A 26,142-nucleotide genomic window follows, 5' to 3' on the forward strand; every position below is an offset into this window, starting at 1 on the left:
GGGCAGGTGTCCCACCCGCTTAATACCCCCTAACCCCACCCCAACAAACCCCCGTTCCGATTCCCGCGGGGCGCCCCCCGGTTAACCCGGGCGCCCCCTCCTCGTATGTCGCGGTTACTCCCCGAGCAGGGCCCGCACCCGCTCCTGCCCCACCGCGAGCAGCAGCGTGGGCAGCCGGGGGCCGGTGTCGCGCCCGACGAGCAGGTGGTACAGCAGGGCGAAGAAGGACCGCTGGGCCGTCTTGATCTCGGCCGGCAGCTCCTTCGGTGTGGCGTCGGCCGGGAATCCGGCCTGCACCTTGGGCACTCCGTACACGAGGTGGGTCAGGCCGTCGAGGGACCAGTGCTCGGCGAGCCCGTCGAGCAGCAGCCGCAGCGACTGCTGGGAGGCCTCGTCGAGGGACTTCAGCAGGTCGGCGTCGGGTTCGTCGCGCACGATGGTCCGCTGGTCGGCGGGCACGTGCGTGTTGATCCAGGCCTCGGCCTTGTCGTAGCGCGGCCGGGCCTCGTCCAGGGAGGCGAGGGGCTGTTCCGGGTCGAGCTCGGAGAGGATGCGCAGGGCCTGGTCCTCGTGCCCGGCGGTGATGTCGGCGACGGACGCGAGCGTGCGGTACGGCAGCGGGCGCGGCGTCTTCGGCAGCTCACCGGCGGCCGTGCCGACGGCGCGGGTGTACGCGGCCACGTCGGCCGGCAGCGCGGAGCCGTCGGCGACCTTGGCCGCGAGCTTGTCCCACTCGTCGTAGAGCCGCTGGATCTCCTGGTCGAAGGCGATCTTGAAGGACTGGTTGGGCTTGCGGCGGGCGTAGAGCCAGCGCAGGATCTGCGGCTCCATGATCTTCAGCGCGTCGGCGGGGGTGGGGACTCCGCCGCGCGAGGAGGACATCTTCGCCATGCCGCTGATGCCCACGAAGGCGTACATGGGGCCGATGGGCTGCTTGCCGTCGAAGATGCCGACGATCTGCCCGCCCACCTGGAAGCTGGACCCCGGCGAGGAGTGGTCCACGCCGCTCGGCTCGAAGATCACGCCCTCGTACGCCCAGCGCATCGGCCAGTCGACCTTCCAGACCAGCTTGCCGCGGTTGAACTCGCTGAGCCGGACGGTCTCGGTGAAGCCGCACGCGGTGCAGGTGTAGGCGAGCTCGGTGGTGTCGTCGTCGTAGGAGGTGACGGTCGTCAGGTCCTTCTCGCAGTTGCCGCAGTACGGCTTGTACGGGAAGTACCCGGCGGAGCCGGAGCTGCCGTCGTCCTCGGAGGCGGCGCCGGAGCCCTCCTCGGCCTCCAGCTCGGCCTCGTCGACGGCCTTCTGCTGCTGCTTCTTCGGGGCCTTCTTGGTGCGGTACTGGGCGAGGATCGCGTCGATGTCGCCGCGGTGCCTCATGGCGTGCAGGATCTGCTCGCGGTAGACGCCGGAGGTGTACTGCGCGGTCTGGCTGATGCCGTCGAACTCGACGCCCAGCTCGGCGAGCGAGGCGATCATGGCGGCCTTGAAGTGCTCGGCCCAGTTCGGGTACGACGATCCGCGCGGCGCCGGCACGGAGGTCAGCGGCTTGCCGATGTGCTCGGCCCAGGTCTCGTCGATGCCCGCGACACCGGCCGGGACCTTGCGGTAGCGGTCGTAGTCGTCCCAGGAGATCAGGTGCCGGACCTGGTGGCCGCGGCGGCGGATCTCGTCGGCGACGAGGTGCGGGGTCATGACCTCGCGGAGGTTGCCGAGGTGGATCGGGCCCGACGGCGAGAGTCCGGACGCGACGACGACCGGTTTGCCCGGGGCACGGCGCTCCGACTCCTCGATGACCTCATCCGCGAAACGGGAGACCCAGTCGGTGGTCTCGGTGCTCTGAGCCACGATCGGCACGTCCTTCTTTCTGAACGGGGTGGCACTCCGTCTGATCGGGGTGACACTCCATTCTCACAGACCGGCTCGCGCCCGCGAAAACGGCTTTACCTCCCATGGGATACTGGCTGGGTCTATCCATCCCCACGAGGAGAACGGCACCCATTCCTATGGCCTCGGTCACGTCCCTCAGCGATTCCGTCCAGCAGCACCTCGCGTCCGCCCTCTCGGCCACCCTGCCCGAGGCCGCCGGCGCGGACCCGCTGCTGCGACGAAGCGACCGGGCCGACTTCCAGGCCAACGGCATCCTGGCGCTGGCCAAGAAGGCGAAGGCGAACCCGCGGGAGCTGGCGGCGCAGGTCGTCTCCCAGGTGGTGACGGGTGACGAGCTGATCAAGGACGTCGAGGTCTCCGGCCCCGGCTTCCTGAACATCACGATCGCGGACCGGGCGATCACCCAGAACCTGGCGGCGCGGTACGCGGACGAGACGGGCCGCCTCGGCGTGCCGACCGCCGAGCAGCCGGGCACGACGGTGATCGACTACGCGCAGCCGAACGTGGCGAAGGAGATGCACGTAGGCCACCTGCGGTCGGCGGTGATCGGCGACTCGGTGGTCCAGCTCCTGGAGTTCACGGGTGAGAACGTGGTGCGCCGACACCACATCGGCGACTGGGGCACCCAGTTCGGCATGCTCATCCAGTACCTGGACGAGCACCCGCACGAGCTGGACCACAAGGCGTCCGCCGAGGACACGGCGGCCTCCGGCGAGGAGGCGATGTCGAACCTGGACCGCCTCTACAAGGCCGCGCGGAAGAAATTCGACTCCGACGAGGAGTTCAAGACGCGCGCCCGGCGCCGGGTGGTGGACCTCCAGGCGGGCGACCCGCACACGCTGGCCACGTGGCAGAAGTTCGTGGACGAGTCGAAGATCTACTTCTTCTCCGTCTTCGAGAAGCTGGACATGGAGATCCGCGACGCCGACATCGTCGGCGAGTCCGGCTACAACGACATGCTGGCGGAGACCTGCCGCCTGCTGGAGGAGTCGGGCGTCGCGGTCCGCAGCGAGGGCGCCCTGTGCGTGTTCTTCGACGACATCAAGGGCCCGGACGGCAACCCGGTCCCGCTGATCGTCCAGAAGTCGGACGGTGGCTACGGCTACGCGGCGACGGACCTGTCCGCCATCCGCGACCGCGTGTTCAACCTGAAGGCGAACAACCTGGTCTACGTGGTGGACGCCCGGCAGGCCCTGCACTTCAGGATGGTCTTCGAGACGGCGCGGCGGGCCGGCTGGCTGAACGAGGACGTCACCGCCTTCCAGCTGGCCTTCGGCACGGTCCTCGGCAAGGACGGCAAGCCGTTCAAGACGCGTGAGGGCGAGACGGTCCGCCTGGTGGACCTGCTGGACGAGGCGATCGACCGCGCGTCGGCCGTGGTCCGCGAGAAGGCCCAGGACCTCTCCGAGGAGGAGATCGCCGAGCGGGGCGCCCAGGTGGGCATCGGCGCGGTGAAGTACGCGGACCTGTCGACGTCCGCGAACCGGGACTACAAGTTCGACCTGGACCAGATGGTGTCCCTGAACGGGGACACGTCGGTGTACCTGCAGTACGCGTACGCCCGTATCCGGTCCATCCTCCGCAAGGCCGGCGAGACCCGCCCGGCCGCGCATCCGGAGCTGGCGCTGGCGGAGGCCGAGCGTGCCCTGGGCCTGCACGTGGACGCCTTCGCGCAGACGGTCGCGGAGGCGGCCGCGGAGTACGCCCCGCACAAGCTCGCCGCGTACCTCTACCAGCTGGCGTCGCTGTACACGTCGTTCTACGACAAGTGCCCGGTCCTGAAGGCCGAGACGCCGCAGCAGGTGGAGAACCGCCTCTTCCTGTGCGACATCACGGCCCGCACCCTGCACCAGGGCATGGCGCTGCTGGGCATCCGGACGCCCGAGAAGCTCTGACGCACGGCCCTTCTCCGCCCTTGGGACGCTCTCTGCCCTTGGGGCGCGTTTTCCTCACCCTTGGGTCGCGGCTTCCTCACCCTTGGGTCGCGGCTTCCTCACCCCTGGGGCGCGTTGGCCTCGGCGAGCTCGTACGCGCGGCGCGCCAGGGCCTGCCGTACCGACTCCGGTTCGAGGACGCGCAGGGGTGAGCCCAGGCCGAGGAGGTAGCGGGCCAGGCCGTCCGGGTCGGGGCCGCCGATGTCGACCAGGGTGGCGTCGGGGCCGTCGGCGCGGTGGGTGCCGACCGTCGCCGGGACGAGCCGCAGCGCCTGGTCCAGGGGCAGGGGGAGGCGGACGGTCGCGGACAGGGGGTAGGGGCCGTTCGCGATGTTGCGGGAGACCAGGAGGGCCGGGTCCGGTGGGTCGGTGAGGTCTGCCGGATGGCCGGTGGGCTGGAGGCGGTCGACCCGGTCGGCGCGGAAGGTGCGCCACTGGCCCCGGGTCACGTCCCGGGCGACGAAGTACCAGCGCCGACCGGTGTGCACCAGGCGGTAGGGGTCGACCTCGCGGACCGTGCTCCTGCCCTCCCCGTCGGTGTACGACAGCCGGGACCGTTCGCCCTGGCGGCAGGCGACCGCCAGTTCCAGCAGCAGGCCCGGCCTGATCCGGGGGGCGTCGGCCCCGGGCAGCCGTACGAAGGCGTCGTCCAGCTCGCCGAGGCGGTCCGCGATGCGCCGGGGCAGCACCTGCCGCAGCTTCAGCAGCGCCGACAGGGCCGCCTGGTCGCCGCCGAGCGCGTCGCTCAGGGCCGCCTCGCGCAGGCCTACGGCGACGGCGAGGGCTTCTTCGTCGTCGAGGATCAGCGGCGGCACCCGGGACCCGGCGCGCAGGCGGTAACCGCCCCAGGGCCCGGCCTCCGAGTCGACCGAGTAGCCGAGGTCGCGGAGCCTCGCCATGTCCCGGCGGACCGTGCGGTCGGTGACCTCCATGCGCTCGGCCAGTTCGGCGCTGGTCCAGCAGGGGCGGGAGGACAGCAGGGAGAGCAGGCGGAGCAGGCGGGCGGAGGAGCTGAGCACGGCGGGAAGTCTGGCACATGGCCCACGTGACCAGGACCGGAACTGTCCTGGTCCTGTCCTAGTCTGCCGCTCATGACCACACAGACGACTTCCACGTCCCCTTCCGCACCCGCGTTCCGCTACGCCGCCGTCACCTTCGACTGCGCCGACCCTGCCGAACTCGCGGGCTTCTATGGCGAGTTGCTGGGCATGTCGGTCCTCTTCTCCACCGACGACTTCGTTCTGCTGGGCAAGGAGGGCGCGACCGGCCTCGGCTTCAACCGCCTCGCCGACTACCGCCGGCCGACCTGGCCGGACCCGGCGCAGGAGAAGCAGGCGCACATCGAGCTGGGCGTGGACGACCTGGACGTCGCCGAGAAACGGCTGCTCGAACTGGGCGCCGCGAAGCCGGAGTTCCAGCCGGGCGGGGAGCGGTGGCGGGTGCTGCTGGATCCCGCCGGGCACCCGTTCTGCATCACCACGCTCGTCTAGGACTCGCTCACCAGACTTCCCTGCGCGGGAACCCGGCTTTGTCGTCGGCCCCGGCGGCCGCGAGGTGTTCTCTGGGGCCAGAACAGCACGTAGGCCGCCGAGCCCAGGCAGAACGCCAGGCGGATGAGGCCCCGGGTGGAGTCCGAGGAGATCACCAGGACACTGCCGTAGAGGGAGATGAGAGCGATCCAGCTGACCCAGGGGACCAGCCGGCGCTGGCCGATCGAGTCCCAGATGAGGGTGCCCAGGAGGACCGAGGCGTTGTAGTACGTGTACACGCTGGGGTCGAGGAGGATGCGGGCGTCGGCGGCGAGGAAGATCACCGCCGGCCAGCGGCCCCGTCGTACCGCGAGGGCGCCGAGGCCCATGCCGAGCGCCATCTGGGCGGGGCGGTCCCACCAGGGCGTCACGGGGTCGTTCACGCCGAACCAGCGCAGTGAGGACGCCGGCTGGTTGGGGATGGTGAAGCGGGCCGCGTGCAGGGTTTCCAGGTGGGTCAGGTAGAAGGGCAGCCAGGCGATCGCGACCAGGCCGAAGGTCCAGGCCGCCGCGCGCAGGCGGGTCGGCCGGGGCAGGGCCAGGAGCAGGGGCAGGAAGCCCACGGCCCAGGGTTTGGAGTCGACCGCGAGGGCCAGGAACACGCCCACGGCCGTGGCGTTGCCCCGGACCAGGGCGCGGACGGCGAGCGTGGTGAAGAACAGGGCGAGGACGTCGTCGAGGTGGGCGAAGCGGACCGAGACCTCGACCCACATGGGGATGAAGGCGGCGCCGGCGATCAGGACGCGCTGTTGGAGGCGTTTGTGGTTGAGGCCGGTGCCGCGGTTGTGGTCGGCTGCGGCGCGGCCTATCAGGACGAGCATGTACAGGCCGAGGCCGGACATGAACGCGTCGGCGAGTTTCTCACCGAGATCGGGCCGGAACGGCGCGAAGAGTCCCGCGACCAGGAAGCTGACCGGGCCGATCTGCAGCTCGGGGTGGTTGGCGTAGAGGGCGAGGCCGCCGCCGGAGTCCTGGCCGAAGAGCAGCCGCTCGCCCTCTTGCAGATAGTGCCAGGACACAGCCGCGTGGCGTTCGGTCACGACGAACCACGCGGCCGTCCACAGCGTGAGCAGCACGATGTGCCACCGCACCGGGTAACGCCCGATCTGCACGTTCCTCCGTCCTCCCGTCACGCCGGTCACCGTGTGCCCAGACATCACAACACCCCCCGGTAAGAGAAGCTGAGGCGGGTTGGGGTTGCTCGGGACGGCAGGCCAACGCCGTTGTCAGTGGGGGCCCTTACAGTCACGGGTATGGCGACTCTTCCCAACCCGCTGCCCAGGCTGGCCACCGACCCCAGTGGCCGTTCCCTCGGGCTTCAGCTGCCGCCCGGCAGGCTCATCGACGAGGCGGACGACGGGCCCTGGCACGAGCCTCTGCTGTGGCAGGCGGACAAGCCGGCCGCGCCGGGCACGTGGAAGGCGCTGGGCGCGCCCGCGACACGGGCCGGTCTTCTGCCGGTGCTCGTGGATGTCGGGGGGCGCGAGGGCGGGCCCGCGGAGTGGGAGCTGATGCCCCGGCTGGCGTCCTACCCGGGGGATCACGACGCCGAGGACGTCCTGGTCGAGTACTGGGAAGACTGGACGGAAGAGGAGGAGGACGAGTCGGCCGAGTTGGTCGAGTTGGTCGAGCCGTTCGGGGCCGTGTGGCCGGGTCTGGCGCCCGCGCCCACCCCGACCGCGGATCCCGGCACCCGCGCGGCCCAGGTGGCCGACTTGCTGACGGAGGCCACCTCGGCGTGGTTCAAGGAGGCGCGGCTCGCCCTGGTCCCGGCCCGTCGGTCCGCCGACATACCGGCGGCGATCGGCTGGACCGGCCCGCTGAACCACGACAACGACGTGGCCCGGCTGTGCGCGGTCCTCCGCTCGTGGGAGGACCGCTTCGGCATACGCGTGGTGGGGCTCGGCTTCGACATCCTGGTGGTGTCCGTCGCGGCCCCGCCCAGCACGCCGGCGGAGGCGGAGGCGCTGGCCGCCGAACACTTCGCCTTCTGCCCGGACAACATCACCCAGAGCGGCCCGGGCAGCCTGCGGGACTACGCCAAGGCGCTGGTCGGGAACCCGACCTGGACCTTCTGGTGGGACTGACCCCTCGCGGCCGTCAGCCCTGAAGGCCCCGCCCCAGCCTGCGCAGCCCCTCCGCGATCTCCTCGGGGGTCTGGGTGACGAAGCACAAGCGGAGGGTGGCCGGGTCGGGGGTGCCTGCGTAGAAGGGCGCGCCGGGGACATAGGCCACGTTCTGCTCGACCGCGCGGGGCAGCAGGGCGAGGGTGTCGTACGACTCCGGCAGGCGTGCCCAGAGGAACATGCCGCCCTCGGGCCGGCTCCACTGCGAGCCGGGCGGGAGGACGGCGGGCAGGCCCGCGAGCATGGCGTCCCGGCGTTCGCCGTACACGGCCCGCACCCGCTCCACATGGGCGTCCAGCACGTCGAGGTAACGGGCGGCGGCGAGCTGGTTGAGCGTCGGGGTGTGCAGGTCCGCCGCCTGCTTGGCCACGGCGCAGGCCCGGCGCAGTTCGGCGGGCGCGCGCAGCCAGCCGAGGCGCAGTCCGGGGGCCATCACCTTGGAGAAGGAGCCGAGCAGGACGGTCCGGTCCTCGGCGCCGGGGAGGGAGGCGATCCAGGGGACGCGCTCGCCGTCGTAGCGGAGTTCGCCGTAGGGGTCGTCCTCGATGATCCACAGGCCCTGGCGGGCGGCCACGGCGGCGATCTCCGCGCGGCGCGGGGCGGGCATCGTACGGCCGGTGGGGTTCTGGAAGGTGGGGACGAGGTAGAGCAGCTTGGGGCGCTCGCGGCGGACCGCCTCGGCCAGAGCCACCGGATCCACACCGTCTGCATCCCCCGGCACGGCCACCACGCGCGCTCCCGCGAGCCCGAAGACCTGAAGTGCCGCCAGATAGCAGGGGTTTTCGACCAGGACCGTGTCGCCGGGTTCGAGCAGGGCCGTCGCCAGGAGGGACAGGGCCTGCTGGGAGCCGGTGGTGATGAGCAGGTCATCGGGGGTGGTGGGCACACCCCGGGCCGTGACGCGCGCCGCGAGACCGGCCCGGAGCGTGGGCTCGCCCTCGGTCGTGGAGTACTGCAGCGCCTGCGCCGGGGTGTTCGCCAGGACCTCCTGGAACGCGGCCGCTATGCCCTCCCGGTCGAACAGCTCCGGCGCCGGGAGTCCGCCCGCGAAGTTGATCATCTCGGGGCGTGCGGTGACCGCGAGGATGTCCCGCACGGGCGAGCCGCCCACAGCTCGGGCACGCGCGGCGAGCGACGGGAGGGGGGCGCGGGTCGGTGCGGGTTCGGTGACGGTCACGGCACGTGGCTCCTTCGGCTCCGGGGCGGTGTCTCCCACCGCCCCGGAGCCTAGGGATCAACGTGCTGTGTACACCGGTTCGTTCCGCGATCCGGACCGCACGGCCCCCGGGCGTTTACGCGAACGCCTGGATCTCCTTCGGGTTCGGGCCGTACTTGTTGGCGCCGGACTCGCTGTCCGTGCAGAAGAAGACCAGCAGGGTGATGCCGCCGACGAGCGGGACGATCCCGAACAGGAGCCACCAGCCGGAGCGTCCGGTGTCGTGCAGCCGGCGCACGCCGACGCTCCAGGCCGGCAGCAGGAAGAAGAGGTAGGCGACGCCGATGAGGCCGATGGCGGCCGGCTTACCGGCCACGGCGCCGATGATTCCGAGCACGGCGAAGACGATGTACATGAACAGCACGAACAGCCAGTACTCCTTGCGGCGCGCGCGTCCGCTGAAGACCGCGTACTTCTTGAGCGCAGAGATGAACCAGCTCATGACAACCCCCCTGGGTTCGATGTTCGGACCGCCCATGATGCGGATCCGGCCAGCGCAGAGAGTAGAGGTTTGTCGCGGCCGCGTCATTCCGATAAGGGAAGCGCAGGTCAGCGCCCAGGCCCGGCGTCGGAGCACAAATCGCCCCGCTTCAAACATCGTTTTCCGGACAGATCTCCTCGAGAGCACGGCCCGTTCCCCGGACGGCGGCGGGCCGTTCGGGGCACCGAGTTCGTTCCGTTGCCCAACCGAAGGCGAACCGAGGCCGATCCGCCACCACTTCGGTACCGGAACGAGCCCCGCCCGCGTCCATCAGCGCAGCTTCTGCGCCGCCTCGGTCGCCCAGTAGGTGAGGATGTTCCGGGCCCCGGCACGCTTGATGCCGGTCAGGGTCTCGAAGATGGCGCGGTCGCGGTCGATCCAGCCCTTCTCCGCGGCGGCCTCGACCATCGAGTACTCGCCGGAGATCTGGTACGCGGCGACGGGCACGTCCACGGCGTCCGCGACCCGGGCGAGGATGTCGAGGTACGGTCCGGCCGGCTTGACCATGACCATGTCCGCGCCCTCTTCCAGATCGAGGGCCAGCTCCCGCAGGGACTCACGCCAGTTGGCGGGGTCCTGCTGGTAGGTCTTGCGGTCGCCCTTGAGCGAGGAGGCGACGGCCTCGCGGAAGGGGCCGAAGAAGACGGACGAGTACTTGACGGTGTAGGCGAGGATCGCCACGTCCTCGCGCCCGATCTGGTCGAGCGCGTCGCGGACGACGCCGATCTGGCCGTCCATCATGCCGCTGGGGCCCACGACATGGGCGCCGGCGTCGGCCTGCACCTGGGCCATCTCGGCGTACCGCTCCAGGGTCGCGTCGTTGTCGACACGGCCCTCGGCGTCCAGGACCCCGCAGTGCCCGTGGTCGGTGAACTCGTCCAGGCACAGGTCGGACATGACGAGCAGGTCGTCGCCGACCTCGGCGCGTACGTCGCGCAGCGCCACCTGGAGGATCCCGTCGGGGTCGGTGCCGGCCGTGCCCTGGGCGTCCTTCTTGCTCTCCTCCGGCACGCCGAACAGCATGATCCCGGAGATCCCGGCCTCCACGGCCTCCAGCGCGGCCTTCTTCAGGCTGTCCCGGGTGTGCTGGACGACACCGGGCATGGCGGCGATCGGCACGGGCTCGCTCACGCCCTCGCGGACGAAGGCGGGGAGGATGAAGTCGGCGGGGTGCAGGCGCGTCTCCGCGACCATCCGCCGCATGACGGGCGAGGTCCGCAGTCGCCGGGGACGGGCCCCGGGAAAAGATCCGTACTTCGTCATGCCTTCTACGCTACGCCCGCCGCGCCCCCGCCTTTGCCGACGCCCTGTCGGCCGCCGAGGGGTCGCAACCGGGGCATAGCGGAACGCCGATACGAAGTTTTTGCGCCTCCCTGGCCGTCTCTGGAACCGCACGCCTCCCCAGCGTTCTACGCGCGTGGTGTCATGCACGCGCCACCCCTCCTCGCCCATGAGCCCAGGAGTCACGCATGCTGCGGAAGGTCCTCACCCGCGCGGCCATCGCCCTGACCGCCGGCACCGCCGTCGTCGCCACGGCCGTCCCCGCCAATGCCGCGAGCTACTCGGCGTTCGCGTTCTCCCAGACCGGCAACCAGCCCACGATCTACGACTTCATCGACTCGGCCACCAGCACGCTCGACATGACCATCTACGAGCTGGAGGACACCACGGCCGTCAACGACCTCATAGCCCTGAAGAACAAGGGCGTCACGGTCCGCGTCATCCTCGACCGCCAGCACCAGAGCGCCAACAACACCGCGTACACGTCCCTGAAGAACGCGGGCGTGGGCGTGGTCTGGTCCTCCTCGGCCTACGTCTACACCCACCAGAAGACGATCACGGTCGACGGCACGAAGTCCCTGGTCATGACCGGCAATCTGACCTCGCAGTACTACACGACCAGCCGCGACTACGGCGTCTTCACCGACGACACCCGCGACGTCGCCGCCATCGAGAAGGTCTTCAACGCCGACTACACGGCGACCTCGGTCACCCCCACCGACGGCGACCACCTGCTGTGGTCCCCCACCGACTCCCGCAACCACCTGGTGTCCTTCATCAACTCCGCCACCAAGACCCTCGACGTGGAGGAGCTGGAGTTCAGCGACAGCACGGTGGTCAACGCGATCGTGGCCCGCGCCAAGGCGGGCGTGAAGGTCCGCGTGGTCCTGGAGAATCCTTCCAGCTACTCCAGCGAGGTCTCCGCCGTCAAAGCCGCCGGCGGCACGGTCGTCGGCTACTCCGACCCCAACGGCTTCTACATCCACGCCAAGGCGATGGTCGCCGACTACGGCCTGTCCACCCAGGAGGTCGAGGCCGGCTCGATGAACATCAGCAGCAACTCCCTGAGCAACAACCGGGAGCTGGGCATCATCCTCACCGGCACCGGCGTGGCCCAGCCGGTGGCCCAGACGATCGAGACGACGTTCAACAGCGACTACGCGGGCGGCACGGCGGCCTGACCCGACAGCGGCCGGCGGGCCACCACTTCCCCGGGCCCGCCGGCCGCTCAGCACCCGCCGAACTCGGCGAGCACCCGGTCGGCGAGCTGGCCCCGGTCGCTGTCGCGCGGCATCCGGGAGCGGAACTCCTCCAGGCGGCGGACCACGCCGAGCGGAACGTGCTCCGCTCCCGTCTCCTCCACGCCTCGGCCGACCACGCGCAGCCCCCAGTACTGGTTGAAGGCGAGCGGCTCACTGGTCACCACGTCGACCAGCACACCCAGCAACTCCGGCTCGGGCAGCGCGTACAGGCGCGCGTAGGCCGCGAGCCGCAGCCCGGCGTCCGGGGAGCGCAGCAACGCCTCCGCGTCGAAGTCGCGCACCCGCTGCGTCGCTCGTACCAGACGGGCGAAGACCTGGTCCATCCGGTGGGTCCGCGCCGGCCCCTTGGGCAGTTCCTCGCGCACCCTCCCGTACTCGGCGGCCAGTTCCCGTACCGCGTCCCAGGCGGCCGTGTCGTCCACGTCGTCACCCTGCGGACCGTCACCGACGAGAGCCGCGTTCGCCGTCCGCTGGACCGCGGCGAGCTGATGTTGCATGTCCCGGAACTCGATCCGCCCGAGGCCCGGTACGTCGATGCTGCGGACCAGATCCCCGAGCCACGGCACCACCGCCACCGCGAGCAGCGTGACCGTGACACCGTCGATCTTCAGCCCGGGCGCCACGACGTGCACGACGGCGGCCCCCACCCCGACGCACGTGAGCACCACCGCCAAGGCCCGCCGCCGAAACCAGCCACCAACACCCTGGCCCCGCCCCCGATCCCCCTCACCCATACCGGTCAGCATCGCAGAGACGCGGTTACCGGGGGGATGATTCAGCCACCCGGATGGTTCCAGGGACGCAGGGCGCAGGCGTCCCAGGAATAGCGGCGTAATCGTGCCTGCTCGACGTGGTCGGCCGTGTTGCCGTAGTCGAGGTTGAGGTGGCGACCGAGAACCACGATGGCCACGCTGTTGGCACCGGCCGCTTTGAGCGCGGCGGCCGCGGACTGTGCGTGGTTGCCCGTGGTCCAGGTGTCATCGACGAGCAGGACGTTCTCGCCCCAGAGCGCCGCTGACGCATAGCGCCTGGCAGAGGCCGCCCGGCCCAGGTCGGCTGCCTCCGGTGTCGGCGCGAGCAGGTCACGATAACGGTCCCGAGTGACGCCGACCATTTCGGCGAGCAAGGTACGGAGGGGATGATCCGGACGCCCGCCGGTACTGGGCACCATGGTCACGGTGTCGAAGGAGGGCACGGCACAGCGATCCCTGATGCAGTCCTCGTGCAGAGAGAGGAAACGCCACAGAACGGCCGCCAGACCCATGCGGAAGTACTGCTGCTGAGGGCCTGCCGCATTCTTGTAACGCCAGAGTTCGTTGGCATACTGCTCGCCCTTAAGGGCCAGGCTGACAGGGACGACGGCATCGGCAACTCCCGTACCAAGAAGCTTGGCGGCCTCGCTGCAAGGCCAGCACATGGGATACCCGATCTTGGCTGGACCGCGGCAGACCTGGCATACGCCTGGGCCGGGCAGCAGCAGATGGACCAGGAAGTTGGCATAGCGGGCGGACAGCCCGACGACGGTTGCCACGCCGGTCCGCCGGCTAGGCCCAGGTCAGCTCGCCCGTGGTGGGGACGAGAGAGTCGAGGTGGCTGAAGACGTCGTCCGGGCCGTCGATCACCGTCGTGTTGGGCCTGGTGGCGTACTCCCTCGCCCATGTGTGAGTCATCAGAGAGCGCATGAGGAACACCCGGCGACCGTGCTCCAGGGCGAGTCGGGCCTGCATTCGGGCGCCGCTGCGGTAGGCGGCCTCGATCACTACGGTGGCCAGGCTGTACCCGCTCATCACCGCGTTGCGCATGGGGAAGGACGTCTTCGAGGGAGCAGCGTCCGGCCAGAACTGCGAGATCAGCAGCCCCTTCTGAGCGATCTCCTGCTGGAGCCCTGCGTTCTGGGCCGGGTAGACATGGCGCAGACCAGTGCCGATCACGGCGACGGTTCGGCCACCGGCGGCCAGGGCGCTGCCGTGCGCAGCAGTGTCGATGCCCGCGGCCAGCCCGCTGACAACGGTGACACCGCGCTCGGCAAGACCACCCGCGATGGTACGGGCATGGGCAACACCCTCCGGAGTGGGTGTGCGGGTGCCCACGACAGCGACCCGAAGGTCGTCGTCGGCTGTCGTCCCCCGCAGAAAGAGGAAGGGGGGACGCTGGTGGACCAGTCTGAGGTAGAGCGGATAGTCATCATCGAGGATGGTGACCAGCCGCATGCCCTCTTGCTCCCAGGCTGCGATCTCCGACGCGACGCTGTCCAGGTCGACCGAGGGTCCGGTGTCGAAGAGCTTCCCCTGCCCCGAGAGATCAAGCGCGTTTTCGAGGACGTCACGGGCGCTTCCCACCGCTTCGACCTGGTCGGTGACCTCGGACCAGGAACGGTCGCCGCGCCGCAGCAGTGCGACGAGGGCGGCCCGCTCCAAGTCTTGGTCCATGTCGCAAGTATAGGAACGGCTCCCCCTGACGCAGGCGGCTTGCGCAGACGGCACGAGTCGGTGCAGCAGACTCATGCGGCGCACGCGTTCTCGTCCGGGACCGTCCGGTCTGCGCGGCAGTCACGGCAGCGGCCGGGAAGTGGGGCGCGGAAGGCGCGCTCGCAGCCGTCGCAGGTCTGGAAGGGGGGCCGACGGCCGGCTCCGGACTGCATCCCAACCATCGCTGAGGGCATGGGACGGGCGGGGAGCGGTACTGGCAGCAACGCATGGAGCCGGTAGGCGAGCACACCGGCCGGGTGCGGCATGTCCTCAGGGAGACCCGTGGTCAGAGCGCGGTGAACGGCGGCCTCCGTGGCCCCGACCGTGAACCACGCGACGACGGCGGGAGCAAGTCGGTCCACCTGCCGCTGGGAGAGGGCGAGGCGTTCGTCGGTGCGGCGCAGCCTCGCGAGGAGGGCAACGGCCCTGTCGTGATGCCGGTCCGCGAGGGTGTCCGGTGCAAGCCGGGCGGGCGGCGCGGGCGCGGCTTCGGGTTCGAGTTCGGGTTCGTCTTCCCGGTGCGGGGCTTGGTCGTCCTCCTCGGGCGGTTCCTGTGCTTCCGCGCCTGCCTCAGGCCGACCGTCGCGGGTACCGGTCGTTGATACCGGACGCTCGGCCGCGCGCAGGGGCGCGATGGCGGCGGCGTGATCCGGGACGGGGGTGTGGTGGACGTACGTCCGTGTGACCAGGCGCCCCGACTCCGTGTGCTCGCGGACCCGCGCCAGATAGCCATGCGCCTCCAGCTCGCGCAGCGCGGACGCGATCCGGTCCCGTCCCTCGGGGAAGCGGTCGGCGAGGCTGCGGATGTCGACCGGGGTGCCCTCGGGCACCGACAGGATGTGGGTGGCGAGTCCGATGGCGGTCAGCGACAGCTCGCGGTGCTGGGCGAGGTGGTTGCCGACGACCACGTACTGGCCGGACTGGTACGTGCGTACGTGAGTGACACCGGAGTGGGTGGTGGATCGCCGAACACCCGGAATCGGGCGCAGGGCAGCGTTACGCTTCTTCTCAGCCATGGGGAAGGTGCTTTCTTCCTCGTTGGTCAGGCCCTCGCACTGGGATGCCAGTCCCGGCGGGGGCCGATGTATGTGTGGGCTTGTGGAGTTGTGACGGAGGCAATTGCCTCGGGGCGAGACTGCACGCCCGAGCCGCCGCCGCGCCAGCCAGATCGACCGCATTCACCCGCCCGGGTGACCTACGCGAGGTTTGGTTTGGTTGGTTGGTTTTTTTCCTGGGTTCTTTGGTCTTTTACGGCCCGCAGCCCCGGCCGGTGTGCGACCGGAGCACGTACTCCCCGGCGCCGGTCGCCAGATCCAGTTCCGCCCAGACCGTCTTGCACGGCGCCGGTCCGTGCCGCACGCCCCAGCGGTCCGCCATCTCCTCGATCAGCAGCAGCCCGTAGCCGGACTCGGCGGGCACGTCGGCTGCGGTCCGGCGTGCGGGCAGGTGATCACCGCGCGTGTCTGTCACCTCGATACGCAGAAGTCGCGGCGTGACCGAGAGCGCCAAACGGAAGCTCCGGCCGGTAACCCGGCCGTGCAGCGCGGCGTTCGCCGTCAGCTCGGCGACGATCAGCCGGGCGGGGTCCAACGGCAGCCCCCAGGCGCGCAGTTGCTCGGATGCCAGCAGCCGGCCGAGGCGGGCGCCGCGCCGGGTCGCGGAGAGCGGCACAAAGAACTGGCTCGCCGGGATGTGAAGGGTGGAGATTTGCTCGTTCACGTCACTCAGCGTGTCCGTGCGTGCTTAGCCTGTGAAGAACGGCAGCCCGTGCGGACGGGGGCTGTCCGTGCGGTGTCCGGCTGCGTCCGGGCCGTACGGGGTGAGTGGTGACGGGAGGACGGCTTACGTGAGCGACTGGGACGCAGGGCTGGAAGACGACGAGGCCGGGGCCGTCATGCGGACGGTCTCACGGCAACTGAAGCTGTGGCGGGAGGCGGCCGGCCTCACCCAGGCCGAGTTCGGGACAGCCATCGGCTACGGCGAGGAACTGGTCTCCTCGGTGGAGCGGGGGCGGCGGATTCCCCGGCCGGAGTACCTGGACGCGGCGGACGAGGTGCTGGGGGCGGGCGGGAGGATCGCGGCGATGAAGAAGGACCTGGCCGAGGTCCGGTATCCGAAGAAGGTGCGGGATCTGAAGAAACTGGAGGCGGAGGCGGTCGAGCTGTGCGCGTACAACAACTCCGTCGTTCATGGGCTTTTGCAGACCAGAGAGTACGCGCAGGCGGTCTTCAGCGCTCGTCGGCCGCCCTTCACCGCGGATGAGTTGGAGCAACGGCTCGCAGCCCGCGTGGCACGTCAGGAGATCATCGATACCACGACAGCTCGGCCCGTCTTCAGTTTTGTCCAGTGCGAGTCGACGCTGCGACGGCCCATCGGGGGCAAGATGGTCATGCGTGGTCAACTCGAACGACTGCTTCAGGTAGCCAAGTTCTGCAACATCGACCTCCAGGTACTCCCGCTGGACCGTGAGGAAAACTCGGGGCTCGACGGATCGTTCAGGTTGCTCAGGCTGAAGGACGGCACCACGGTCGGGCACATCGAGGTCCAGCCCATCAGCCGCGTGATCGCCGATCCGAAAGAGGCACAGCTCCTCGATATGCGTTATGGGATCATCCGGGCTCAGGCTCTCAGTCCACGGGAGTCGATGGCCCTCATCGAGAAAGTGCTTGGAGAGACATGAAGCTGGAGTGGATAAAGAGCAGCTACAGCACAGGCGACGGCCCTGACTGCGTTGAGGTGGCCACCCCCGACCCGGATCATGTCCTGGTCCGCGACTCCAAGAACCCCACCGGCCCCCGCCTCGCCCTCACTCCCACCGCGTGGGCGACCTTCCTGCCGTACGCCTCAGGGCACTGACACACGAGCGACCGTGCCCTCGCATCCGCCGCCGTGGGTGCGAGGGCACTCCTGTTGATCAGGCCAGCCCCTCCGCCATCTCCTCGGCCTGCTTCAGCACCCGCTCGATCGCCGCAGGCCGCTTGCCTGGCGGATAGCCGTGCTTGCGAAGCAGGCGCAGCACTCGGGCCATGATCCGGTCCCGTGCCTGTTCCTTCACCTTCCAGTCGACCGTGACGTCCTTCCGGATCTGCTCGTAAAGCTCATGGGCGATCTTGGCGAGGACGCCGTCCTCCATCTCTTCCAGCACGGAAGGATCGGCGGCAAGGGCGTCGTAGAAGGCGAGTTCGTCCTCGGTCAGGCCTAGCTTCTTCGCCCGGCCCCGGTCGGCCGACACCTCCCGTGCCAGATCCACCAGGAATTTCATGAACTCGGCGGCCGTGAGCAGGCCGTTGGTGTACCGGTTCATGGCGCGCTGCATCTTCTCGGTGAAGGTGTGCTGACGAGTGATGTTGTTCGGGTGGGCGTCCTTGATCTCCTTCATCAGTGCGCGCCTGAGGGCAGCGATGGCGAGGTTGGGATGCTTGCTGGCCTGGAGGTCGCGCAGTACCCGGTCGTCCAGGTGGGACAGGTCTGGCTTGGTCAGGCCGGCCGCGTCGTAGATGTCCACCACGCCGTCGGTCGCGACGACGGACTCGTTGAACTGGGCGATCAGGAGGCGTACGTCGGCGGCCGTGACGAGGCCCTGTTCCTCCCTCTCGTCCATGGCGTACTTCTCGCGCGAGGTGCGTACGGCCTCGAAGAAGCGGATGTCGGGGAGCAGGTCCTGCACCCGCCGGTCGGTCGGGCAGAGGGAGAACGCCTGCTGCAGCAGGTTGGCGTGGTGCATGAACCGCTGCCTGCGGGTGGCCCTGCCGGGTTCCAGCCCTGGTTCCGGCGTGATCAGGAACTCCAGCGTCTCCGTCAGGGCTTCCCGGTAGGCAGAGGGACCACCCGCATCGCGGATGCTCCGCCAGGCGCAGTCGGCGAGGAGCGCGTCGATGTGCTGGTGGCTCTCCCGTACGAGCTTGACGGCCCCGTCGAGGTCCGCGCCGAGCATCGGGTTTTTCTGGTCCTGCTCGGAGTACTCGGCCAGGGCTTCCTTGATCTCACGGATCACGCCTTGGAAGTCGACGACCAGGCCGGACGGCTTGCCCGGCCAGGTGCGGTTGACGCGGGCGATGGCTTGCATGAGCGCCGCGCCTCGCATGCGCTTGTCGAGGTAGAGGGTGTGCAGGGGCGGAGCGTCGAAGCCGGTCAGCCACAGGGACTGGACGATGACCAGCTCCAGTGGATCCTTCTCCTTGGTCACACGCTCCTGGATCTTCTTGAGCTGGGCGGGGGTTCGCACGTAGTCGGCGACCTCAGGGCCGTCCTTGGCGGCGTTGCCGGTGAACACCACCCGGATCCGGCCGGTGTTGTCGGTCAGCAGCTGGGTTTTCGGGTCGCGCTCGCCCGCCCACTCGGGTCGGCGGCGGATGATCTCCTCGAAGAGGCGGGCGGCGATGACACGAGACGCGCAGACGATCATTCCCTTGCCCCGGTAACCGGTGAGCTTGAGCATCTCACTGCTGCGCGCGTCCCAGTGGGCGAGCAACTTTTCGGCGAGTTCCCTGATCCTCTCCGGAGCGCCGATCAGGTTCTCGTACTCCCCGAACTGCTGACGGGCCCTGCGCTTCTCCTCCTCCGACAGCCCCTCTATCAACCCCTCGGCGCGGGCGTCGAGGTCGTCGAGGTCGACGTCGGCGGGCAGGCGCACCCGGACCAGGTGCGGCTCGTAGAAGACGGGGACGGTCGCTCCATCGTCCACGGCCTGGGTGAGGTCGTAGGTGTGGATGTCCTCGCCGAAGACACCCCGGGTGCTGCCGACGCGGTTCTCGATGGGCGTGCCGGTGAAAGCGATGAAGGTGGCGTTGGGCAGGGCGTCACGCAGGTTGCGGGCGTAGCCGTCGATGAAGTCGTAATGGCTGCGGTGGGCCTCGTCGACGACCACGATCACGTCGCGGCGGGGGGAGATGAGCGGGTGCCGGACACCGGCTGCCCGCTCCTCCTCAGTGAGGCGGAACTTCTGGAGCGTGGTGAAGATGACCCCGCCGGCCTGCCGTTGGAGGAGTTGCCGCAGTTGACCGGCGTCGTCCGCCTTCTCCGGCGGTTCACCGATGACCTTCTCCAGAGTGCGGCTGGTGGTGAAGGTCCTGCGGAGCTGGGTGTCCAGGTCGATGCGGTCGGTGAGGAGGACGAACGTCGGTTTGGCCAGCTCGGGGCTCCGGGTCGCCTTGACGACGTAGAAGAGCATCTCCTCGCTCTTGCCGGCCCCCTGCGTGTGCCAGACGACGCCGGCCCGACCGTCGGTGGCCACGGCGGATTCGGTGGCCCGTACGGCGGCGTTGACTGCGATGTATTGGTGCGCCTTGGCGAGCTTGACCGTGTCGACGGCACCGGACTCCGGGGCGGAGTAGGAGAGGAAGTTCGCGATCAGGTCCAGGAAGCGGACGGGCTCGAACGCGCCGTAGATCATCCGCTCCAGAGCACGGCCGTCCTGGCGCTCGTCCTTGCGGAGCATCACGTCGTGCTCGTCGGCGTGCCAGGGGGCCATGTGCTGCCAGGGCGTGAACGGGGTGCCCATGCGAGCGGTGATGCCGTCGGAGACGAGGGTGACGAGGAGCGTGTGGAAGGTGCCGGTCTCTTTCAGCTCACGCCGGTAGCCCTGGAGCTGGTCGTACGCAGTACGGGCGCTGTCGTTGCTGTCGGCCTTCTTCAGCTCTACGACGGCGAGGGGCAGGCCGTTGACGTACAGGACGATGTCGAAGACGAAGGTCCGGTTCTTGGTACTGCGCACCCGTACCTGGGAGGCGGCCACGAGGTCGTTGCCGTGCGGGTCGGCGAAGTCCACGGGGCGGATGGTGGCGTGGCGCTTCTCGCCGGTGGTGGGGTCGTCGTAGGGGATGCGGACGCCGCCGGTCAGGCGCTCGTAGAAACGGTGGTTCTCACGGAGGTCGTTCCGGGTGTGCCAGCGCAGCAGCTCGTTGACAGCGTCCTCGGCAACGTGCTCGGGCAGGCGCGGGTAGCGGTTGCGGATCGCCTTGAGCAGGCGCGGGCGGAGAACGAGGTCGTCCCAGTCCGCCCGCACGCCGTAGGCGGGGCCGAGCTCCGGCCCCGGAATGTGCCGCCAGCCGTATTCGGCGAGCAGTTCGAGCGCGTGCGACTCCAACTCCTTCTCGGTGAGCCGGTCTATCGGCGGCTCACCGAGCGACGGCTCGGCACCTGCGGTCATACGACCTCCTCGACGGTACGGACGGCGTCTTTGACGCGGAGCTTTCCGGAGAGCAGTTGGGGGAGGAGGGTGTCGCGGAGATCGGCGAGGGTGCGGTTCTCATTGGCTCCCTGTGTGACGGAGGCGTGCAGCGCGTCGAGCTTTGCGGACAGTCGCTCTCGCTCCCCTGCCGCGGGCAGCGGAATGCGCCAGCCGGGCATCTCCTTGAGCGGCAGTCGGTCGACCGTCGCGCCGTGAACGGTCCTCCGCTTGATCTCCTCCTGGAAGGCAGGACTGAGGTATGCGTGCAGTAGCAGGGAGCCGCTGACGCTAGCGGATTTGCTGCGCAACAACGCCATCCGACGCCCAAGGCTGCTGCGAACTCCGGACGGCATGAGCGCTGCATCACCGAGCCGCGTTTCGTACGAGAAGAGAACGTCTCCGGCTTGTGGTTGCACGCGCCGCGTCCAACGGGGAAAGTCCTCTTCGGAGAGGTGCGCCGACTCGGCAAGGTCGAGAAATCCGTTCTTCAGGCTACTGATGCTGAGGAACCAGGGGCCGGTCTCGGTCTTTTGCGGGGTGGCGTGCGGACCGTCGAAGACATCGGCGAGGTCACCGATGAGCTGCGGCTCACCGCCAATACCGGCGTCCTCGTAGCAGGCGCCGGCAAGCCCCAGAGCCGTCGCACGCATCTGCTCGTTGAGCGCGATCTTGCTGTCCAGGGCGCCGAGGACCGCGACAATGGCCTGCTGCTCAACGAGGGGTGGCACGTGCAGCACAAGCTTCTTTGCAGAGGTGACATTGAAGTGCTGCTGCACAGCCCCGACGGTATGCGCCCGTACGAATTGCTGAGCAGTCTCATTGATGGCATAGCTCAGAAACTGAGCAGATACATCACATCTCGGTTTGGCGATGACAAGATCCGCACAGTTCAGCGGTCCAAGCCCCTCGGGGACAACGGCTGCCGTACCTGGCTCACCCGTACGCACAATAACCAGGTCGCCAGCGTCGAGCTTCGACTTGGCCAACTGGCTATGAAAATCCTGATCGATGAATTTGAGTCCAGAGAGGTCCAGGCGACCGGGCTTGACGTTCTGAGATCGGAGAAAAGGGACCCCCGCTGACACATAGCGGGAAGCCATCGAACCAACATGTCCAACCGTGATCCGCTCGCACAAATCACCAAGCTCGCGCTTACTCCAGCCGTTCACGCCAACCTGCCCAACTGCTCATCCACAACCTTCGCCAACCGCTGCGACTCCGCGAACTGCTCCCGCAGCAGAGCCGTCAGGCGGGCGATCTTCTCCTCCACCGGCTCCGCGTCCGGGTCCACCTCCGCCTCAGCCGTACCCACGTACCGCCCCGGCGTCAGCACGAAGTCGTGCTCGGCGATGACATCCAGCGAAGCGCTCACGCAGAAGCCCGGCACGTCCTCGTAGGGACCGGCCCCCTCCACGCCCCGCCACGCACGCACCGTGTCGCCGATCCGGTGGACGATCTCCTCCTCCGTCAGCTTCCTCAGCGTGCGATTCTCCATCTCACCGAAGTCGCGCGCGTCGATGAACAGCACCTCGCTCTTGCGTCCGGGCGCCCACCCGGAGTGCCGTCCCTTGCCCTCCGCCAGGAACCACAGACAGGCCGGGATCTGAGTGGAGCGGAACAGCTGGCCCGGCAGGGCGATCATGCAGGCCACCAGGTCGGCCTCGACGATCGCGCGGCGGATGTCGCCCTCGCCCGACTGCTTGCTGCTCATCGAGCCGTTCGCAAGGACGACGCCCGCACGGCCGCCCGGGGCCAGCTTGCTGATCATGTGCTGGAGCCAGGCGTAGTTCGCGTTGCCGACCGGCGGGGTGCCGTACACCCACCGCTTGTCCATGCCGAGCAGTTCCCCGCCCCAGTCGGAGATGTTGAAGGGCGGGTTGGCCATGACCACGTCCGCCTTCAGCTCCGGGTGCTGGTCGTTGCGGAACGTGTCGGCCGGCTCGTCGCCCAGCTTGGCCTCGACCCCGTGGATCGCGAGGTTCATATGGGCCAACTGCCAGGTGGTCTGGTTGAGTTCCTGGCCGTAGACGGCGACGTCCAGCGGGTTGCCACCGTGTGTCTCGATGAACTTCTCGGCCTGGACGAACATGCCGCCCGAGCCACATGCCGGGTCGTAGACCCGCTCGCCCTGCTTCGGCTCCAGGACCTCGACCAGGAGCTTCACCACGCTCTCGGGGGTGAAGTACTCGCCGCCCTTGCGGCCCTCCTTCAGGGCGAACTCGGCGAGGAAGTACTCGTAGACCTCGCCCATGATGTCCCGCGCGCCCTTGCGCCTGCCGTCCTCGCCCAGCTGTTCCTGGAAGACCAGCCGGTCCAGCAGCTTCACCAGGCCGGCGAGGCGTTCCTCGTCCACTTGGCCACTGTTGTAGATCTTCGGCAGCGTCCGGTTCAGCGCCGGGTTGAACTTCTCGATGGCACGCATGGCCGCGTCGATGGTCTCGCCGACGCTCTCGCCCTCGACCGTGCCCCTCGCCCGCTCCAGCACGCTCTCCCAGCGGGCGGCCGGCGGCACGTAGAAGATGCCGGAGCCCGTGTACTCGCGGCGCTCCTCCAGGGTGGCGAGGATGTCCTCCTCGCTCCAGCCGCCCTCCTCGCGCAGTTCGGCCTCCAGTTGCGCCCGCTTCTCGGCCATGGCAGAGGAAACGTACTTGAGGAAGACCAGGCCCAGGACGAAGTGCTTGTACGCGGCTGCGTCCAGGCTGCCGCGCAGCTTGTCCGCCGAGGCCCAGAGCACCCTCTTCATGTCCTGCGGTTCAGCCGTCTTCTTCTTCCGTGGCGGCACGGGTGCCTCACTTCTTTCCTGATCGTGGTGTTCTTCCGCGTACGCCGTGGTGGCCGGCGCTGCCGTGTTTCTCATCGTCACGCCTGACCGCGCCTCAGGCGCTGCCAGGTCTGCGGCGCAGTGCCAGGTCTCCGTCGGCAACTCCGGCCGCCAGCCGCAGGGCCAGGTTGTCCAGCGCCGCCAGTTGCCGCCGTATGTCGGCTCGCTGCCGGTCCGTCTCGGTCAGGATCGCCTCCAACTCGGCGACCTCCTCGGGCGGCAGTTCGGGCAGGTCCATGTCCCGCACGCTCACCCTGCGGACCAGCGAGCCGCTGCCGCGCTGCTGGTTGCGCGGGGCGGCAAGCAGTTGGGCGAGCGGGTGCGGGCGCATCCACACCTCCTCGGGCCGGACCTCCTCGGCCAGGAACCTTCGGTACGCAGGAATCCGCAATCCCTGAACGGGTGCGAGCAGTACGCACCCGCCGGCGTCGTCCACCCGCGTGCGTACCCCGTGCTCGGTGAGCAGGAAGACGTCGCCGAGCTCAGTGGTCTGAGCCTGCGGGTACTCGGCCAGGTCTTCAAGCGCGATCCGCCGCTGCCCGAGCGGCAGGGCGCCGAGCATCTCCTCACGGCCGACGACCATCAGACCGGCGTCCCCTATGTCCGACTCGCGGATCCGATGCCCGGCCAGCAGCCTGAGCTGGCCGGCCCGCAAGTGTTCGCCGACCTTGCGGTGTGCCACCTCACCGCCATGGGTCCGCCTGGCAATACCGAGATCGCCGACCCACTCTTTGAGATGGGGCAGAGCCGTCGCGGCCTCGCGTCGTGCGTCCAGGGTGGCGGAGAAATGGTCAAGTCCCTGTTCCTTCGCGCCGAGCCGGTGCGCGGGCAGGACCGATCGGCCATCGAGGAGCGCTTCCCCTCTCGGGCCGGTGGCGGACACGGGAAAGTCCCTGGCCTCCTCGGCCGCCGGTGACCTTCCCTCCTCCAGCACCTTCGCGACGTACTCCGGCCACGTCCCTCCGACCCGGCGGGCGATCCGGTCGGCGTCGACCAGCAGCGCACGGCCTCGGTTCTCCGGTGCCGCCTCGTCGCGCAGCACGAGCAGCGCGTGTTCCGCTCCCGTGCGGAACCGGTGGATACGGCGCGGCAACTGGATGATCGCCGCGACGGCGTCCCGGCTCAGCAGCTCCTCACGCATCCGCGCGTTCGCGGTGGGTGTCGTGCCGCGCGGCCGGCTCAGGGTCCAGGACGGTACGACGACCAGGCCGCGACCGCCGGGGTTCAGGCGGTGCACGGCTTCCAGAGCCCAGCTGAGCGGCCCCTCCTCATCAAACTCCCGCTCTCCCGCGGCATAAGGCGGGTCGGCGAGGACGACATCGCCGGACGGAATACCCCATGGGCGTTCCGGGTCCAGGTCGAACTCCCGCTGTTCCCACGGCCGCAGGGTGTCCAGTTCTTCAGGGCGCGCACAGATGTCCACGGCGGTGCAGTGATACGCGAAGAGCCGGTAGAGGATGATCTTGCGGCGCAGCGGATCGGGCTCCACCGCGACGATGCCACCACGTCCCTTGATGCTGTCGAGGGCGAACAACAACTCCCCGGTGCCGGCGCACAGGTTGATCACCGTCGGATGGTCCGGGCCGGACGACATCACCCCCACAGGACCGGCCAGCCTGCTGACCAGCTCCGTGAGCGCGGGCGGCGTCGTATCCATGACCAGGTCCGACTCCAGCCGCTCGGCCAGATTCAGCACGATGTCAGCCGCGGCACCCGGCGAACCCATCTCCTCGATCAGCTGCCGCACGGCACGGACGACGCGTGGGTCGGCCGCTTCCATATCGGCCGTCAATTCTGCCGGGAGAGCCTCCGGGTACCAGTCGCCGCCTTCCCCAGCCATGGCGCATACGGCAAGCGCGTCGACGATGAGCCGCTCCGCCGAGCCCAGTTCGTGACGCAGGGCGACGAGTCCGCGCAGGCGCAGGCCGCGTCGGAACCGGTCGCCGTAGGTCGGCAGGGAGCCGTCCTCACCGGGCTCCGCGTCCGGGATGGGCCGCAGGTCCAGCCAGGCCGCCACGTCTTCCGCGTCGAAGAGGGGCCTGCTGTCGCTGCCGCCGACCGGATCGGGGAACGGCGGGCGCCTGTCCCCGCCCACCTGAGGGGACTCCTTGGAGAACCTGCGCCGCCAGTTGCTGACGGTGGGCCGACCGACCTCGGCGAGCTCCTTGATCTCACCCAGCGAAACCAACGTGGACGCCTCGCAGGCACCGTCTGGCGTCGCTTCTTCCATCGTCATCTCACAACCTCACCGGGTCACGGCCCGACAGCACGCCACTCTTGCGAGCCAGCACCTCAGGCACCTGGCTGTGCTTGTCGTGCCGCTCGGCCATGGGCGAGGACAGATGGCGCAGAAGAGCGACCGCCGTGCGGAAGTCCTCGTCGAGGTGCCGGTGGAAGATGCGCTCCTGGTGCGCGATGCGGTTGCGCAGCGTACGCATGCGGTCGAACTGCTTGTGCAGCGCTTCACGACCGCCACGGTGGTCACGAAAGAGATGCCTGAGCGAGGGGTTCCAGTACTTCATCTCGTAGTTGCCGCCCCGCCCGCCCTTGCCCAGCAAACTGATCCAGAACCCGAAGGACAACTGAGCCACCACGTCACATGCCTCGTAGTTCCGCCGACGCCTGGCCAGCTTCCCCTCCGCCGCCTGGATCTCCTCCCGCCCGTACCAGTTGGGCTCAGCGCGGCGTTCGTTCCACCAGTCCGGTCGGCCGTAGCGTCCTCCGAGCTGTCGGTGGACCCGGTTCCGCAGACTTACCTCCAGGTCGCGCAGCGGGCCCTGAAGAGCGCGGGCGATCTCCGAGTCCCAGGCGTACAGACGCATGGCCCGCACGTCGTCGCCTCCGCACTCGTCCAGGAAGGGCTGGAACCTCTCGGCGGAGATGACCTCGATTAACGCGCCATGCTCACCCTGTGTCATCGTCGCTCTCTTTCACGCTACGACGCCACGTGGTAGTGTCGTCGTCGTAA

At 69.1% G+C, this 26,142-nt stretch carries 22 protein-coding genes; 6 read left to right on the forward strand and 16 right to left on the reverse strand.

Annotation, left to right across the window (positions count from 1 at the left end; all coding sequences use genetic code 11):
- Window positions 1-114 precede the first annotated feature (114 nt).
- Complete coding sequence (lysS, locus tag ACWC2T_RS39690) at window positions 115-1,854, reverse strand: lysine--tRNA ligase (RefSeq protein WP_450675190.1); 1,740 nt, start codon at window positions 1,852-1,854, stop codon at window positions 115-117.
- 149 nt (window positions 1,855-2,003) lie between these two features.
- Here lysS and argS point away from each other — a divergent pair, with 149 nt between their 5' ends.
- A complete protein-coding gene (argS, locus tag ACWC2T_RS39695; RefSeq protein ID WP_450675191.1) occupies window positions 2,004-3,782 on the forward strand; it encodes an arginine--tRNA ligase in 1,779 nt (592 codons plus the stop codon).
- A gap of 98 nt (window positions 3,783-3,880) precedes the next feature.
- Here argS and ACWC2T_RS39700 read toward each other — a convergent pair whose 3' ends face one another.
- Entirely contained in the window at window positions 3,881-4,840 is a 960-nt protein-coding gene (locus tag ACWC2T_RS39700) for a helix-turn-helix transcriptional regulator (protein WP_450675192.1), read from the reverse strand.
- A 72-nt stretch (window positions 4,841-4,912) separates the two neighbouring features.
- Here ACWC2T_RS39700 and ACWC2T_RS39705 point away from each other — a divergent pair, with 72 nt between their 5' ends.
- Entirely contained in the window at window positions 4,913-5,311 is a 399-nt protein-coding gene (locus ACWC2T_RS39705) for a VOC family protein (RefSeq protein ID WP_450675193.1), read from the forward strand.
- Here the strand turns inward: ACWC2T_RS39705 and ACWC2T_RS39710 are convergent.
- Window positions 5,308-6,507 carry a hypothetical protein gene (locus ACWC2T_RS39710; RefSeq protein ID WP_450675194.1) on the reverse strand — a complete coding sequence of 400 codons (1,200 nt, stop codon included), beginning with the start codon at window positions 6,505-6,507 and terminating at the stop codon, window positions 5,308-5,310. The two genes, ACWC2T_RS39705 and ACWC2T_RS39710, sit on opposite strands and share 4 nt — an antisense overlap.
- Window positions 6,508-6,603: 96 nt before the next feature.
- Here ACWC2T_RS39710 and ACWC2T_RS39715 point away from each other — a divergent pair, with 96 nt between their 5' ends.
- On the forward strand, window positions 6,604-7,437 hold the full coding sequence (locus ACWC2T_RS39715; RefSeq protein ID WP_450675195.1) for a DUF4253 domain-containing protein: 834 nt from the start codon (window positions 6,604-6,606) through the stop codon (window positions 7,435-7,437).
- A 13-nt stretch (window positions 7,438-7,450) separates the two neighbouring features.
- Here the strand turns inward: ACWC2T_RS39715 and ACWC2T_RS39720 are convergent, their stop codons facing one another.
- From ACWC2T_RS39720 to hemB, 3 genes are all read right to left on the reverse strand, one after another.
- A complete protein-coding gene (locus tag ACWC2T_RS39720; RefSeq protein ID WP_450675196.1) occupies window positions 7,451-8,653 on the reverse strand; it encodes an aminotransferase-like domain-containing protein in 1,203 nt (400 codons plus the stop codon).
- A gap of 115 nt (window positions 8,654-8,768) precedes the next feature.
- The gene (locus tag ACWC2T_RS39725) at window positions 8,769-9,134 is read right to left on the reverse strand and encodes a DUF805 domain-containing protein (RefSeq protein ID WP_450675197.1); all 366 of its coding nucleotides are present in this window, start codon (window positions 9,132-9,134) and stop codon (window positions 8,769-8,771) included.
- Window positions 9,135-9,443: 309 nt separating this feature from the next.
- Complete coding sequence (gene hemB, locus ACWC2T_RS39730; RefSeq protein ID WP_450675198.1) at window positions 9,444-10,436, reverse strand: porphobilinogen synthase; 993 nt, start codon at window positions 10,434-10,436, stop codon at window positions 9,444-9,446.
- A 206-nt stretch (window positions 10,437-10,642) separates the two neighbouring features.
- On the opposite strand from hemB, the gene ACWC2T_RS39735 reads away from it, so the two are divergent.
- The gene (locus ACWC2T_RS39735; RefSeq protein ID WP_450675199.1) at window positions 10,643-11,635 is read left to right on the forward strand and encodes a phospholipase D-like domain-containing protein; all 993 of its coding nucleotides are present in this window, start codon (window positions 10,643-10,645) and stop codon (window positions 11,633-11,635) included.
- A gap of 47 nt (window positions 11,636-11,682) precedes the next feature.
- On the opposite strand, the gene ACWC2T_RS39740 is transcribed toward ACWC2T_RS39735, so the two are convergent.
- From ACWC2T_RS39740 to ACWC2T_RS39760, 5 genes are all read right to left on the reverse strand, one after another.
- Complete coding sequence (locus tag ACWC2T_RS39740; RefSeq protein ID WP_450675200.1) at window positions 11,683-12,384, reverse strand: hypothetical protein; 702 nt, start codon at window positions 12,382-12,384, stop codon at window positions 11,683-11,685.
- 107 nt (window positions 12,385-12,491) lie between these two features.
- Entirely contained in the window at window positions 12,492-13,247 is a 756-nt protein-coding gene (locus ACWC2T_RS39745) for a hypothetical protein (protein ID WP_450675201.1), read from the reverse strand.
- 13 nt (window positions 13,248-13,260) lie between these two features.
- Window positions 13,261-14,145: a DNA-processing protein DprA gene (gene dprA, locus ACWC2T_RS39750; RefSeq protein WP_450675202.1), complete on the reverse strand. Its 885-nt coding sequence runs from the start codon at window positions 14,143-14,145 to the stop codon at window positions 13,261-13,263.
- A gap of 71 nt (window positions 14,146-14,216) precedes the next feature.
- Window positions 14,217-15,200, reverse strand: a complete 984-nt coding sequence (locus ACWC2T_RS39755; protein WP_450675203.1) for a helix-turn-helix domain-containing protein — start codon at window positions 15,198-15,200, stop codon at window positions 14,217-14,219.
- A gap of 232 nt (window positions 15,201-15,432) precedes the next feature.
- Window positions 15,433-15,903 carry an ATP-binding protein gene (locus ACWC2T_RS39760; RefSeq protein ID WP_450675204.1) on the reverse strand — a complete coding sequence of 157 codons (471 nt, stop codon included), beginning with the start codon at window positions 15,901-15,903 and terminating at the stop codon, window positions 15,433-15,435.
- 127 nt (window positions 15,904-16,030) lie between these two features.
- Between ACWC2T_RS39760 and ACWC2T_RS39765 the strand changes: the two genes are divergently transcribed.
- Window positions 16,031-16,864, forward strand: coding sequence for a helix-turn-helix domain-containing protein (locus tag ACWC2T_RS39765; RefSeq protein WP_450675205.1), 834 nt, complete (start codon window positions 16,031-16,033; stop codon window positions 16,862-16,864).
- Window positions 16,861-17,040 carry a DUF397 domain-containing protein gene (locus tag ACWC2T_RS39770; protein ID WP_450675206.1) on the forward strand — a complete coding sequence of 60 codons (180 nt, stop codon included), beginning with the start codon at window positions 16,861-16,863 and terminating at the stop codon, window positions 17,038-17,040. The genes ACWC2T_RS39765 and ACWC2T_RS39770 overlap by 4 nt, the downstream gene beginning before the upstream one ends.
- A gap of 58 nt (window positions 17,041-17,098) precedes the next feature.
- Here ACWC2T_RS39770 and ACWC2T_RS39775 read toward each other — a convergent pair whose 3' ends face one another.
- From ACWC2T_RS39775 to ACWC2T_RS39795, 5 genes are all read right to left on the reverse strand, one after another.
- Window positions 17,099-20,332 (reverse strand): type I restriction endonuclease subunit R, encoded by a 3,234-nt coding sequence (locus ACWC2T_RS39775; protein ID WP_450675207.1) that lies wholly within the window; start codon window positions 20,330-20,332, stop codon window positions 17,099-17,101.
- On the reverse strand, window positions 20,329-21,522 hold the full coding sequence (locus tag ACWC2T_RS39780; protein ID WP_450675208.1) for a restriction endonuclease subunit S: 1,194 nt from the start codon (window positions 21,520-21,522) through the stop codon (window positions 20,329-20,331). Before ACWC2T_RS39780 ends, ACWC2T_RS39775 begins: the two co-directional genes overlap by 4 nt.
- Window positions 21,519-23,135 (reverse strand): class I SAM-dependent DNA methyltransferase, encoded by a 1,617-nt coding sequence (locus ACWC2T_RS39785; RefSeq protein WP_450675209.1) that lies wholly within the window; start codon window positions 23,133-23,135, stop codon window positions 21,519-21,521. The genes ACWC2T_RS39780 and ACWC2T_RS39785 overlap by 4 nt, the downstream gene beginning before the upstream one ends.
- A 94-nt stretch (window positions 23,136-23,229) precedes the next feature.
- On the reverse strand, window positions 23,230-25,410 hold the full coding sequence (locus ACWC2T_RS39790) for an N-6 DNA methylase (RefSeq protein ID WP_450675210.1): 2,181 nt from the start codon (window positions 25,408-25,410) through the stop codon (window positions 23,230-23,232).
- A 1-nt stretch (window position 25,411) separates the two neighbouring features.
- Window positions 25,412-26,092 carry a hypothetical protein gene (locus ACWC2T_RS39795; RefSeq protein WP_450675211.1) on the reverse strand — a complete coding sequence of 227 codons (681 nt, stop codon included), beginning with the start codon at window positions 26,090-26,092 and terminating at the stop codon, window positions 25,412-25,414.
- Window positions 26,093-26,142 lie beyond the last annotated feature (50 nt).

The sequence above is a fragment of the Streptomyces sp. NPDC001393 genome (assembly GCF_053597455.1).

Coding starts and splice junctions, on each gene's coding strand:
- ACWC2T_RS39770 (WP_450675206.1), top strand. CDS start 16,861: ATGAAGCTGGAGTGGATAAAGAGCAGCTACAGCACAGGCGACGGCCCT.
- ACWC2T_RS39715 (WP_450675195.1), top strand. CDS start 6,604: ATGGCGACTCTTCCCAACCCGCTGCCCAGGCTGGCCACCGACCCCAGT.
- ACWC2T_RS39705 (WP_450675193.1), top strand. CDS start 4,913: ATGACCACACAGACGACTTCCACGTCCCCTTCCGCACCCGCGTTCCGC.
- ACWC2T_RS39790 (WP_450675210.1), bottom strand. CDS start 25,410: ATGACGATGGAAGAAGCGACGCCAGACGGTGCCTGCGAGGCGTCCACG.
- ACWC2T_RS39725 (WP_450675197.1), bottom strand. CDS start 9,134: ATGAGCTGGTTCATCTCTGCGCTCAAGAAGTACGCGGTCTTCAGCGGA.
- hemB (WP_450675198.1), bottom strand. CDS start 10,436: ATGACGAAGTACGGATCTTTTCCCGGGGCCCGTCCCCGGCGACTGCGG.
- argS (WP_450675191.1), top strand. CDS start 2,004: ATGGCCTCGGTCACGTCCCTCAGCGATTCCGTCCAGCAGCACCTCGCG.
- ACWC2T_RS39755 (WP_450675203.1), bottom strand. CDS start 15,200: ATGGCTGAGAAGAAGCGTAACGCTGCCCTGCGCCCGATTCCGGGTGTT.
- ACWC2T_RS39710 (WP_450675194.1), bottom strand. CDS start 6,507: ATGTCTGGGCACACGGTGACCGGCGTGACGGGAGGACGGAGGAACGTG.
- ACWC2T_RS39795 (WP_450675211.1), bottom strand. CDS start 26,092: ATGACACAGGGTGAGCATGGCGCGTTAATCGAGGTCATCTCCGCCGAG.
- ACWC2T_RS39735 (WP_450675199.1), top strand. CDS start 10,643: ATGCTGCGGAAGGTCCTCACCCGCGCGGCCATCGCCCTGACCGCCGGC.
- dprA (WP_450675202.1), bottom strand. CDS start 14,145: ATGGACCAAGACTTGGAGCGGGCCGCCCTCGTCGCACTGCTGCGGCGC.
- ACWC2T_RS39775 (WP_450675207.1), bottom strand. CDS start 20,332: ATGACCGCAGGTGCCGAGCCGTCGCTCGGTGAGCCGCCGATAGACCGG.